The following is a 13,585-nucleotide window of genomic DNA, read 5'->3' as shown; positions in this document are numbered from 1 at the left end:
GCGGAGCCGGGAGGGTTCACCCCCGTGAACGCCGTACGCGAGGCCGCCGCCCGGAGGCGTACCGCACTCCCGAAGCCCCGGACCTTGGCCACGGTCCCGGACTCTCCCACCATCGGCCGGGGACTCCTCCCCGGCCGGCCCTCCCCCGCCATGGTCGACGCGAAACCGGCGGACGAGCACCGACACCGCCGGCCGGTCGCCAGATGGGCCGGCCGGGGAGCGGGCGCGCGGCGCCGCAGCGGGGTGGAGGGGAGCAGGGCTTCGGTGCGTCAGCGACGAACCGGCCACCCCGTCACCGCGCCGACCCACGGCACGGACGTCCGGGCGGGCGGGGAGGCCGATCGAGCGGGTCAACGCGGGCCCGGCGCGGCGCGGCGCGACGTGCGGCGAGCGCGTGGGCCCGGGAGCCGGGCGGAGGCGTCGGGCGCGGCCGACCGACGGTCGACCGGCGAGCGACAGGCGACGCCGGTCGCGTGAGGCCCCCACCGGCGGGGGCGCGACCGGCGAGGGCCTCGGGTGGGAACGTTGCCCTGCGGCCCGCTCGGCGCGGACACTCGGTGGACGCGATCGGCAGCGGCGTTCGGCGGGGGTGGTCGGGGGTCGGGGGGCGCGTCGGCGGAGGCCCTCGGTGGGGGCCGTTCCGACGGGGGCGTCCAGCGGGGGCGAGCGTCCGCGGGTGGTGTGGTCCGACGTGGCGGGGAGCGGTGTACGAGGCGATCGGTCGACGTCCACGCGCCGTCAGGCGGGGTCGGTCACCTCACGCCGGGTGGCGAGGACCATCAGGCCGCCGATGCCGGCGAGCGCCGCGAGGACAACGGCGAAGACCGTGGCACCGCTGGTCAGTCCGGTGGCGTCGCTCAGGTACCCGGCGGAGACGGGCAGGATCCCGGCCGGGATGTAGCCGCCCACATTGAGCGCCGCGTTGGCCTCGGCGAGACGGCGAGGCGGGATACGGGAGTTGAGTAGCGAGAGGCCGCCAAGTTGTCCCATGCCCTGGCCGGCGCCGGCCAGCATCGCGGAGACGACAAGGGCCGGCACGGCTGAGGCGTGCACGGCGATGACCAGCGCGGCCATGCTCAGAGCGGTGCTGACCGCCCCGGCCGTGAGGAGGGTGCGGCGGCTCAGGCGCTGGACGGCGAACTGCACCCCGGTGGCGGCGAGGAACATCACGAACGCCATGGCCCCGGCGACGATCCGGTTGGTGGTGTCCAGCAGGCCGGACAGCAGTGAGGGGCCGAGCGAGAGCACGAAGGACGTGGCGGTGATGCCGGGGGCGAACACGGCGATGCCGAGGGCGAGATGGCGACCGCTGCCCTGCGGGACACCGGGCACGCGCACCCATGCGCCCTTGACCCGCGTCTCGGGACGGCGTAGCGGCATCCGCAGCACGCACCACACCGCCGTGACCAGGAGCACGCCTTCGACGGCGAAGACCGTGACGGTCGGCCCGGGAGCCAACTCGGAGAGCAGGCCGGCGAGCAGCGGGCCCAGTCCGGCGCCGAAGACCATCGCACAGGACGCGAGCAGGGCGGCGAGCCGCTTGCGCTCGGGGCCCGCGACATCCGTCACCGCGGCCATGCCGGCCGAGACGACGGCGCCCACCGCGATCCCGGCGCACAGCCGCGCCACGACGAGGGCGACCACGCTGGTGGCGGTCGCGAAGACGAGGCAGGCCACGAGGGCGAGCGCCAGCGCGGGCAGCAGCACGGGTTTGCGGCCGACCCGGTCGGAGACCACGCCGGAGACCAGCAGCGACCCGACGAGCCCGACGATGTAGAAGGCGAACACCACGGTGAGGGTGCCCTTGGAGAATCCGATGTCGCGCTGCCACAGCACGTACAGCGGAGTCGCCGCGTTCGAGAGCACGAACACCGCCGTGACCGGCCACGCCGCCAGCCACACCCACCACAGCGGCGCACCAGGCCGCCCGTCAGCCGCCGCGATCGCGGTACGCCCCCTCCCGTCAGCGGCCTCGACGCCCCCGATTCGAGTCTCGGACATGCCTGCTCCTCCCGTTCCGCATGGCAGCTCTCGTCAGTACGTATTGAGTCGAACTTAGCACGCAGTACGAGATAAGTCGTACAGCCGGACCCGCACGCCACCCAGAGCCCGACACCGACGAGACGGCCGGCCGCCTGGCGCTACGGGAAGGCCCACCAGAAGCCGGCTTCGGCGCGTACGGCGGAGGTGGGCGGGGATCAGCTGGTCGCCCGCTTCCGCTCCGGAGGGACGTGAGGGGCGGGGGCCCGCCCTCGCCGGGCGGGTCCGGACCGGAGCACCCCAGGGGGGTGGCTTGATCGGTCGGGCGGCTGGGCGCCTCAGGCAGCGGTGACACCCGCCCTCCGAGGCGCGAGCCGTCCAGAGCCCGGGGGCTTCCGGACTCTGGGAAGCCGGCAGCACTTCTGTCGGGCGAGGCGCGGTGAGGGCGGCGCCCCTGAAATGTCCGGGGCGGCGGTCACGTACGGATTTCGGGCCGGCGGTTGTCGGTTCGGACAGGGAATGTCGGGCGTTGACCACGCCGCCCATGACGGTGGACTCTCTGGCGATGGAGCCCGTCATCCGACAATGGCTTTCCACCCCTTACGGCGAATACCACCCCGTGCGCCACATCCACCCATCCCGCCGCTTCGGTCCCGAAAAGTCCCGCCGTGACGAATGGCATCTACCGCAAGGTTCATTCCTCGCCGAGCCGACCTCCGGGCATGGCCGGCGGCCTTCCGGACCCCGCCTCGCACCGACGCGGGCTTTGCCGGTGAGTCACACAGGACGATGACGCCACGGCGACCCGGGGCGCATTAAGCGCGGACATAAGGCAACTGGTTTCCGGCTCGGCCACGTCGCCATAGCCCGCCGCGCCAACCCACCGTGCCGCGACTCCCACCCCATCCGACGCCGGCCGCCTCCGGCCCACCGCAGCACCCGCGGGCGCCAGCCCCCGATGGCGCGTCACCCTCATCGACAGCGCGGGCCCCGCCCCGCATCGACCCAACGGCCAACACAAGAACGCCAGCCAGTACCACGGCGCCACCTCCCACCTCCGGCCACCTGGCGACAACGACAGACGCGACAGGGAGGCCGCCACGGCCACCTCGCTCCGCCCCGTAACCGGCACCTGTCCCGGGCGGGCGGAGGGGCCGGGATCATACGCGGCGGACGGCGGCGGCCGGCACACCCTGTGGGCCGCTGGGAATGCGACGACCCACCCGGCGCGGGCATCCTCGCGCGGCCCACTCACACGCCGTGGGGCGCTTCCCCCACCCTCTCCGTTCCAAGCGCCAGAGCTACACCTCCCCCTTTTCTTTTGCCCTACCTCCCCTTTCGCAGAGGGATAGCGAGGAAATCCATCACCCACGCGATCCCCATTCCCCCGAACGCGAGGTACGGCCATCCCCTTCACGACCCGTTAACCCCACCAAGAAATCCCTCACTATTCGATGGCGGCCCGTTCCGCGGACAGGGAATCGACAGTCAGCGATATGCCGACAGCACATCACCATTGTCCCGAAAGGCGCACTCGCATCGCACGGGCCGCCCCCTCAGCAGGAAGATCCTTTTTAGCGCCCCGCCTCATCCCGTCTCGCACATGGGCCGCCTCCCGATCCGCCCCGAGCGGCGCGGAGCAGGCACCCCACACGTTCGGACACGCGGGCACGCCCGACGCGGGACGAGGGCGAGCGACGCGCACCGCCGCGAGCCAGGAGGTCCACCAGGCACGGAAGAGAAGGCGTTTTTGCGCCAATCCCAAGGCACGCTGATCCGCCCCAGCGTTACTCCTCAGTAAACACCTGACGCGTTACCAGCAGTACGCCCAGCACCACGGCAAAGCCGTTTCCGGAGCGCGGCGTGACGCGGCGCCAGCGAGTCCCGGCCGCACACGAATAAACAATTCCTTTACGTATAAATGTTTGACCGCTCGAACGCCGTTCCCCCTGGCCGGCGACACCGTCGGATCCCCCGTCAACCTCGAGGCGACCCAGCAAAAGCACAGGTCAGCGACGTGGACACGGGACCCGTCCAGGCGACCGGGCCGCGTCAGCTCACGGCGCCATATCAGCACTTGAACGACAGTTCCACCCCTTCACTTTCACGTTCCGGTCAGTACGCTGGCATCCATCGGGGAAGAACACGTGACCAGGCGTTAGGGCGTAACCCGCTCTCCGCGTCGCGTCATCATGTTTCTATGGACAACATTCGGGGGTCTTTTCGACCGTGGATTATCCAGTGCATTTCCACGTCCTTGGTCCGGTCGGAGCAAGTGTTCACGGCAGTCCGGTAAACCTCGGCTCGGCCCGCCAACGCGCCGTCCTGTCCGCCCTGCTCCTCGTGCCGGGCCATCCGATGACGGCGGAGCAACTCACCGAGGCCGTCTGGCCACGCAGAGCGCCCAGCGCGGCCATGGCGAACCTGCACAGTTACGTGTCCAATCTGCGGCGCACGCTGGAGCCGCACCGACCACCGCGCAGCCGGGACAACGTCCTGCGCCGCGAGGCGGCGGGTTACGTCCTGGCGGCCGATCCGGAGAACATCGACGCGGTGCGCTTCGAGCGGTTGATGCAGGAGGGACGACGTCTGCTGGCGGCGGGCACGTCACAGAAGGCGTGCCGCTTGCTGGAGCAGGCCCTGGCACTGTGGCGCGGGGGCGCCCACCCGGAGGTCAGCGACTACTCGCTGGGGGCCCAGGTCGCCGCCCGGTACGAGGAGTTGTGGCTGCTCGCGCTGGAGAGCTACTGGGAGGCGCGACTGGCGGAGCCGGGTGACCTTTCGGTGATAGCGGCCGAGCTGTCGGCCCTGAGTGCCCGGTTCCCGACCCGCGAGCGCTTCAACCTGTTGTTGATGAGGGCGCTGTGCCACGCCGGACGCCGCGCCGAGGCGATCGACACCTACCACCGTGCGCGGCGGGCGCTGGCGGACGAGTACGGCATCGATCCGGGCGAGGAGCTGCAGAAGCTGTTCCGACGGATTCTGTGCGGCGACCCGACGGCCGAGCGCCGTCACCCGAGCCGGGTGTCCCGCACGTCCTACGTCCCTGTGTCGCGCACCACATAACCTCAGAACCTCCACACGAGCCGTGCCCCGGTGGCGCGGAATCGACGCTGGCCCACCCCGTTCCGCCTGTTGGCGGGCCCCGGGGTGGGCCAGCGTCGTTTGCGTTTCAACAGCCGTAAGAAGTCTCCAAGTTGGTTCCAAGACGACTCCAAGAACCCCGTGGCAGGGTGCTGATCAGCGCGTGGGACGAGGCGTACGGGGCCACAGGTTCGCTGCTCCCCGCCTCGCGCGCGGGGACAAATGATCACCGTAGGCAGCAGGGGACGTGCGAGGGGGCACAGCCCGGAGACCGGGCTTCTGACAAGGACTCAGGTATCTCTCCCAGCGGCCACGACCGATGCCGTACGCCCCGCTCGGCGACGGACCCGCCACCTGCCCCGCTCACGGAATCCATTGCACAGGAGTCGTCACCTTGCCCGGTGGACCGGATGGGTGAGTCGAGTTGATGAGGAAGCCCGTGCCCCAGACAAGCCGTCACGTCGATCCCGTCGTCATCGTCGGACTCGCCACCCACCGGGAGGCGGGTGACGTGTCCGCCGGCGACGAGGACCGCGCGTTCTTCGGTCTGCCGGCGACATCCGAGCTGACCGCCGACCGGTCGCTGGCCCTGCGGCTCGCGTGGACCGCGCTGGAGGACGGCGGGATCGTGCCCGGCGCGCTCGCCGACGGCAGGGCAGGGGTGTTCCTCGCCTCGGCCGAGGACGGGCTCGCGGAGTTCGTCGCGGCGGGGCTCCGGCTGGACGGCCCCCAGACCACGGTGCGCCCGACCGACGCGACGACCGCGGACCACGACACCGTCCTGGCGGCCGTGACGCGAGGCGCCGACGGGCTGCGGCGTGGTGACATCGACCTGGCGCTGGTCGGCGCGATCGGGCCGGGCGCCGCCGAGGTCGGCGATGCCGTTCTGGTGCTCAGGCCGCGTTCCCGGGCGGTCAGGGACGGGGACCGCATTCACGGCGCCTTTCCCGACACCGACACGGCGGGCGAGTGCTCCACCGGCGAGCCACCCACCGAGTCCGCGGCGCTACACGACACCACGGCTACGGCTACGGCTACGGCTACGGCTACGGCTACGGCTACGGCTACGACACGGGGTACCCCGGCGGCCGAGGCACTCGTTGGTGTCGGGGCACGGGGTGACGTGGCCGAGGTACTCGCCCTGGTCGGCGCGGTTCCGGCGCCCGCCGCGCCCAGTCCGACCACGGCGGCCGTGCCAGCGGAACCGGCCGACCCGGCTCAGGTGCCGCTTCGCACGGCGCCCCTGGTCCCCCTCCTCCTCTCCGGGCACACGGACGCGGCTCTGCGGACCGTCGCCGGTGACCTGCACACCCTGCTCGACAGCTCCCCCGGGCTCGATCTCGCGGACCTCGGGCTGTCGCTGGCCACCACGCGTACCGCGTTGGCACGGCGGGCCGTCGTCCTGGCCGCCAGCCGTGCCGACGCCCTCCACGGCCTGCGCGCCGTGGCCGACGGCACCTTCGCCCCCACCGTCGTCAGCGCCACCGCCCAGCGCGACGGCGCGGAGGTCGCCAGGGGTACGGACCCGCGCCCGGTGCTCGTCTTTCCGGGGCAGGGCTCCCAGTGGCAGGGGATGGCGCTGGACCTGCTGGGGTCCTCCGAGGTCTTCCAGCGGCGGATGCGGGCCTGTGCGGACGCGCTGGAGCCACACGTTCCCTGGGATGTGCACGAGGTGCTGCGCGGTGCGCCCGGGGCCCCCGAGCTGCGAGCGGTCGACGTCGTACAGCCCGTGCTGTTCGCCGTGATGGTCTCGCTCGCCGAACTGTGGCGCGCGTGCGGTCTGGAGCCGGCCGCCGTGGTGGGCGCCAGCCTGGGCGAGATCGCCGCGGCTCACGTGGCCGGGGCGCTCACGTTGGAGGAGGCCGCCCAGGTGGTGGCGTTGTGGAGCCAGGCGCAGGCCGGGGCGACCGGGGACGGCGATCTGGCCTCCGCTCTGGCGTCCCGCGCGGAGCTGGAACGACGGCTGGCCCGGTGGGGCGACCGGCTGCACTTCGCGGGCTCCAACGGTCCGCGCTCCGTGCTGTTCAGCGGCGACCGCGAACCGGTGGCCGGGCTCCTGGCCGAGCTGACGGCCGACGGGGTGCGTGCCAAGCGGCTCGGCAACGACCTTCCGGCCCACTCCCCCACACTGCGCCTCGACAGCGAACTCCTGCTCGGCGGCGTGGCCGGGCTCGTCCCGCGCGCGTCGTCGGTGCCCTTCTACTCGTCGTTGACCGGTGAGCGTCTGGACACGGCCGGCCTCGACGGCCCGTACTGGCAGCGCAACATCACCCACGAGATCCGGTTCGAGCAGGCCACCCGGGCCCTGCTGGCCGCGGGCCACCGGACGTTTCTGGAGGTGAGCCCGCACCCCGTGCTGCTCGGCGGCGTGCAGGAGACCCTGGAGGACGAGGGGTTGCGCGCGCACGCCACCGTGGTGGGCTCCCTGCGTCGGGACCAGCCGGGCGTGCCCGCCTTCCTGCACTCCCTGGCGGAGTTGCACGTACGCGGCGTAGCGGTGGACTGGAGCGCCGTGTTCCGAGGCTCGGGCGGCCGGCGGACGGAGCTGCCCACCTACCCGTTCGGGGCACGTGCGGCGGGCGGATCGACCGCGGCCGGCGACGACGGGCCCGCTGACCGGCTCCGCCGCGAGCTTGTCCTACGCTCCGCCGGCGAGCAGCGAGTCTGGCTGACGGACCTGGTGTGCTCCCAGGTCAGTGCGCTGCGCGGGGTGGCCACCCTGACGGCGGGGGACACGCGCCGGCCGTTTAAGGAGCTCGGGTTCGATTCGATCACCGCCGTCGAGCTACGCAACCAACTGGTGGCGGCGACGGGGCTGCCGCTGCCGATGACCCTGCTCTTCGACCATCCGACGGTCGAGACGGCCGTCGAGTACGTGCACGGTGCGCTGCTGCGCCCGGCGCCCGAGGCTGCCACCGACACCCAGGCCGGGCCGGAGCCGGGAACCGTCGACGAACCGATCGCCATCATCGCGATGAGCTGCCGTTTCCCCGGTGACGTCGCCACCCCGGACGAGCTGTGGCGACTGGTCACGGACGGCACGGACGCCATCTCCGCGTTTCCGGCGAACCGGGGTTGGGACGCGGTGCACGACCCCGATCCGGACCGCCCCGGCACGACGTACGTCAGCGAGGGTGGCTTCCTGCACGATGCCGACCAGTTCGACGCGGGCTTCTTCGGTATCGGTCCGCGCGAGGCGTTGGCCATGGACCCGCAGCAGCGGCTTCTGCTGGAGACGACCTGGGAGGCGTTCGAGCGGGCCGGCATCGACCCGGCGACACTGCGCGGCAGCCGGAGCGGGGTGTTCGTCGGTGCGATGACGCAGGACTACGGCGAGCCCATGCACCTGGCGTCCGAGGAGGTCAAGGGACATGTGCTGACCGGGAACACCGTCAGCGTGCTGTCCGGGCGGCTGTCGTACGTGTTCGGGTTGGAGGGCCCGGCCATCACGGTGGACACCGCCTGCTCCTCCTCCCTGGTCGCCCTCCACCTCGCCGCCCAGTCACTGCGACGCGGCGAAAGCACCCTGGCCCTGGCCGGCGGAGCCGCCATCATGGCCGCACCCGGCATGTTCATCGAATTCAGCCGACAACGCGGCCTCTCCCCCGACGGCCGCTGCAAAGCCTTCGCCGCCACCGCCAACGGCACCGGCTGGAGTGAGGGCGTCGGCGTACTCCTCCTCGAACGCCTCACCGACGCACAACACAACGGACACCAGGTACTCGCCGTCATCCGGGGCTCCGCGACCAACCAGGACGGCGCGTCGAACGGGCTGAGCGCGCCCAGTGGTCCGGCGCAGCAGCGGGTCATCCGCCAGGCACTGGCCGACGCACGCCTGAGCCCCGACGAGGTCGACGCCGTCGAAGCCCACGGCACCGGCACCCGCCTCGGCGACCCCATCGAAGCCCAAGCACTCCTCGCCACCTACGGCCAGGGCCGGGCGGACGACCGGCCGCTGTGGCTGGGCTCGCTGAAGTCCAACATCGGGCACACCCAGGCCGCAGCCGGCGTCGCCGGAGTCATCAAGATGGTGCAGGCGCTACGGCATGGCGTGCTGCCGCGCACGCTGCATGTGGACGAGCCCACGCCGCACGTCGACTGGGACTCCGGCGCCGTACGCCTCCTGACCGAACAACGCACATGGCCCCACACCCAACACCCCCGCCGAGCCGGCGTCTCCTCCTTCGGCATCAGCGGCACCAACGCCCACGTCATCCTCGAAGAGGCCCCAAAGCCGACCCCAGAACTCATGTCGGAGACGACCGCCCCCGGGACGGTGGCAGCGGATGGCGAGAGCGCGACAGTTCAGACGGGTGTCGTGCCGGTCGTCCTCTCGGCCCGCGACCCGCAGGCCCTCCGCGACCAGGCCGCCCAGCTCGCCACGTACATCCAGGAACGCCCCGACGCCGATCCGTACGCCGTCGCCCACACCCTGCTAACCGCGCGAGCCACCCTCGAACACCGCGCCGTCCTCCTAGCCCCAGACCGTGACCACCTACTCGACGCCCTCGACGCGCTGGCTGAGGGGCGGGAGCACCCGGGTGTGGTGACGGGAGAGGGAAACCACGGCCGCCCCGTCTTCGTCTTCCCCGGCCAGGGCTCCCAGTGGACCGGCATGGCCACCGACCTCCTCGCCACCTCGACCGTCTTCCAACAGTCGATAGTCGAGTGCGAGAACGCCCTGGCCCCCTACGTCGACTGGTCGTTGGCCGACGTCCTCACCAGCGGCCAACCCATCGAACGCGTGGACATCGTCCAACCCGCACTCTTCGCCATCATGGTCTCCCTGGCCAGGGTCTGGCAGTCCCTGGGCGTCCAACCCACCGCCGTCATCGGACACTCCCAAGGCGAAATCCCCGCAGCCGTCATCGCCGGCGCCCTCACCCTCAACGAAGGGGCTCGGGTCACCGCCCTGCGTAGTCAGGCCATCCACACCACCCTCACCGGGCGTGGCGCCATGGCCTCCCTCACCCTCACACCCGAAGCCGCCCAACAACTCCCCGGCCCCTGGGGCGAGCAGCTCCACATCGCCGCGCACAACGGACCCCACACCACCGTCATCGCCGGCGACACCCAAGCCATCGAAACACTCCTCACCCACTGCGAAACACACGACATCCACGCACGACGCATCAACGTCGACTACGCCTCCCACAGCCCCCACGTCGAAGCCATCAGCGAACACCTCGCCACCGCGCTGGGAGACATCAAGCCCACCACGAGCGACATCCCCTTCTACTCCACCACGACCGGCCAATCCCTCGACACCACCCAACTCACCGCCCACTACTGGTACACCAACCTGCGCCAACCCGTCCTCCTCACCCACGCCACCACCACCGCACTGGACAACGCACACACCACCTTCATCGAAATCAGCCCCCACCCCATCCTCACCACCGCACTCCACAACATCACCGAACAAGCCGCCACCAGCGCCGAACCCGCCACCATCACCGGAACCCTCCGACGCGACCACGGCACCTGGACCCAACTCCTCACCCACGCCGCCCACCTCCACACCCACAACACACCCATCAACTGGCACACCCTCCTCCCCGCAAACCCACCACACCTCGACCTCCCCACCTACCCCTTCCAACGCCAGCACTACTGGCTCACCGCTTCCTCCGCCGGTCGCCGCCTCGGCGACGACTCGACTGGTCATCCGTTTCTGCTTACCCGTACGAACCTTGCCGCCAGCCAGGAGACGCTTTACACGGGAGAGATCTCCACCGACACCCATCCCTGGCTCACCGACCACGCACTCTGGAACACCCCACTCCTCCCCGGCACCGCACTCCTCGAACTCACCCTCCACACCACCCACCACACCGGACTCCACCACATCAACGAACTCACCCTCCACACACCACTCACCCTCACACCCCACCAACCCCGACACATCCAAATCCACATCGCCAACCCCAACACCAACGGACAACACCCCCTCACCATCCACTCGCGCCCGCAGGGTGCGGAGGACGGTGCGTGGGTGCGGCACGCGGTGGGGCTCGTATCGGCGACGGGGGCTTCGCCGGACGACGGGGCGTGGCCGGATCGGGGCGTCGCACTCGCCGATGTCGGTGAGCTCTACGGGCGGCTGGCCGAGGTGGGGTTCGACTACGGGCCCGCGTTCCAGGGGCTGCGGAGGCAGGCGCGGGTGGGTGACGACCTGATCGCGGAGGTCGAGCTACCGGGGCCGTGGCGTTTGGACGCCGAGCGCTTCGACCTGCACCCCGCGCTGCTGGACGCGGCCCTGCACGCGACGCTGTTGGAGGGTGCGGACCAGGTGCGGCTGCCGTTCACCTTCAGCGGGGTGACGCTGCACGCCACGGGCGCCACCGAGTTGCGCGTACGCCTGGCACCGACCGGACCGGACACGGTCGCCGTGCTGGCGTCGGATGCCGGGGGGCAGCCGGTCATCTCGATCGACGCGTTGACGCTGCGGTCGGTGACCGCCGAGCAGTTCCGCGCTGTGGCCAGTGGCTTGAACGACCCGTTGTACCAGGTGGAGTGGGTTCCGGCGGTGGTCGAGCCGGCGCCGCCGGGCACCGGGCGGCCCGTGCTGGTGGGGTCCGCGGCGTCGCTGCCCGACATCGCGGACGCGGCCCCGGAGTGCGTGGCCGCCGATCTCGACGCGCTGGTCGCCAGCGTCGCCGCCGGCGACCGGGTGCCGGACACGGTGTTGGTGCCCTGTCTGCCCGAGGTCGGGGCGCGGGATGTGGTCGGCGACCACCTTGTCGAGATCGCGCACACGGCCGTGGGTGAGGCGCTTGAGCTGGTGCGGTACTGGCTGGCCGAGGAGCGGTTCGCGGCATCCCGGCTGGTGCTGCTCACGCGCGGGGCGGTGGCCGTCGATGACGAGGACGGCGCCGTGGATCTGGCGCGGGCGCCGTTGTGGGGGTTGCTCAGGGCCGCGCGGTCGGAGCATCCAGGCCGGGTGGCGGTGGCCGACCTGGACGACGACCCCGACTCGTACCGGGTCCTGCTGGGCGCGCTCACGTCAGGGGCATCGGACGAACCGCAGCTCGCGGCGCGCGCGGGGCGGCTGTTCGCCCCGCGTCTGACCAGGGTGGCCCCCACGGCCGGGGGCGGGGTGAGCCCGTTCGACGGCACGGGGACGGTGCTGATCACCGGCGGTACCGGTCTGCTCGGCTCGCTGCTGGCCCGCCATCTGGTCACGGCGTACGGCGTACGGAGCCTGCTGCTGCTCAGCCGTCGCGGACCGGCCGCCGAAGGGGTGGAGCGGCTGCGCGCGGAGTTGGCGGAGCTGGGGGCGCGGGTGACGGTGGTCGCCTGCGACGTCGCGGACCGTACGGCGCTCGCCGCCGCTCTGGAGGCTGTGCCCGCCGCGCATCCGCTGACCGGTGTGGTGCACACGGCCGGGGTGTTGGACGACGGGGTGGTCGCCTCGTTGACGCCGGAGCGCGTCGCGACGGTGTTGCGGCCGAAGGTCGACGCGGCGTGGAACCTGCACGAGCTGACGCGCTCGTACGACCTGCGGGCCTTCGTGCTCTTCTCGTCGGCTGCGGGCACGCTCGGCCAGGCGGGGCAGGCGAGCTACGCGGCGGCCAACGCGTTTCTGGACGCCCTGGCGTATCACCGTCGCGCGGCCGGGTTGCCCGCTCTGGCGCTCGCCTGGGGACTGTGGGCCGAGGCGGGTGGGATGACCGGCCATCTCGCCGAGGCCGACCTGCGGCGGTTGGGTCGTACGGGCCTGGCGCCCATGCCGTCCGAGCGGGGGCTCGCGTTGTTCGACCTGGCGGTGCGGGCCGAGGCGGACGCGCGGGCCGCGGCCGAACCGACGGCCGCCGGCGGGTCGGAGAGCGGGCGGGCCGCGCTGGTGCCCGCCATCCTGGACTTCGCCACCCTGCGCGCCCAGCCCGAAGTACCGGCCCTGCTGAGGCAGCTGGTGCGCGTCGCGACCGCGGCGCCGTTGCCGACGGCCGGGCGGGCCCAGGCGGCCACGGTCGGGGAGCGGCTCGCCGGGCTGGCGCCCGACGAGCGCCGCCAGGCGCTGGTCGACCTGGTACGGAGCCAGGTGGCGACCGTGCTGGGGCATGCCACGGTGGCCGCGATCGACCCCGGACGTGGCTTCCTCGATCTGGGTGTCGACTCGCTGACCGCGCTCGACCTGCGTAACCGGCTCGGCGCCGAGGTCGGGCGACAGCTGCCCGCCACTCTCATCTTCAACCACCCCACCCCCCTCGCCACCGGGCGCTTCCTGGCCGCCGAGCTCTTCCCCGGCGACGACGCGCGTCCCGGCGACGGTGGACCCGACCCGGTCGAGGCCGACGAGCAACCGGACGAGGCGGAGTTCCGTCGGGCGTTGGCGGCGATTCCGCTGGCCCGGTTCCAGGAGGCAGGGCTGGTACGGACCCTGCTGGGGCTCGCCGACGCCGACGGCGCACAGGGTGCGGCGCCCGTGGCGGAGGAGCAGGGCAGCGCGCTGGACGCGATGAACCTGGACGACCTCATCCGGGTGGCCCTCGGTGACAACTGATCGTTCATTCCACGA

The 13,585-nt window shown here is 71.9% G+C and carries 3 protein-coding genes; 2 read left to right on the top strand and 1 reads right to left on the bottom strand.

Features of this window, described 5'->3' with window-relative positions; translation table 11 throughout:
* Positions 1-738: 738 nt before the first annotated feature.
* The gene (locus ACFVFR_RS08115) at positions 739-2,001 is read right to left on the bottom strand and encodes an MFS transporter (protein ID WP_383698859.1); all 1,263 of its coding nucleotides are present in this window, start codon (positions 1,999-2,001) and stop codon (positions 739-741) included.
* 2,220 nt (positions 2,002-4,221) lie between these two features.
* Here ACFVFR_RS08115 and ACFVFR_RS08110 point away from each other — a divergent pair.
* Positions 4,222-5,046: a BTAD domain-containing putative transcriptional regulator gene (locus tag ACFVFR_RS08110; protein WP_383698858.1), complete on the top strand. Its 825-nt coding sequence runs from the start codon at positions 4,222-4,224 to the stop codon at positions 5,044-5,046.
* Positions 5,047-5,503: 457 nt separating this feature from the next.
* The gene (locus tag ACFVFR_RS08105) at positions 5,504-13,570 is read left to right on the top strand and encodes an SDR family NAD(P)-dependent oxidoreductase (RefSeq protein WP_383698857.1); all 8,067 of its coding nucleotides are present in this window, start codon (positions 5,504-5,506) and stop codon (positions 13,568-13,570) included.
* The last annotated feature ends 15 nt before the right edge of the window (positions 13,571-13,585 follow it).

The organism is Streptomyces sp. NPDC057702, from assembly GCF_042799315.1.
GTDB lineage: Bacteria > Actinomycetota > Actinomycetes > Streptomycetales > Streptomycetaceae > Streptomyces.
This window is presented reverse-complemented; position numbering and strand designations above follow the sequence as displayed.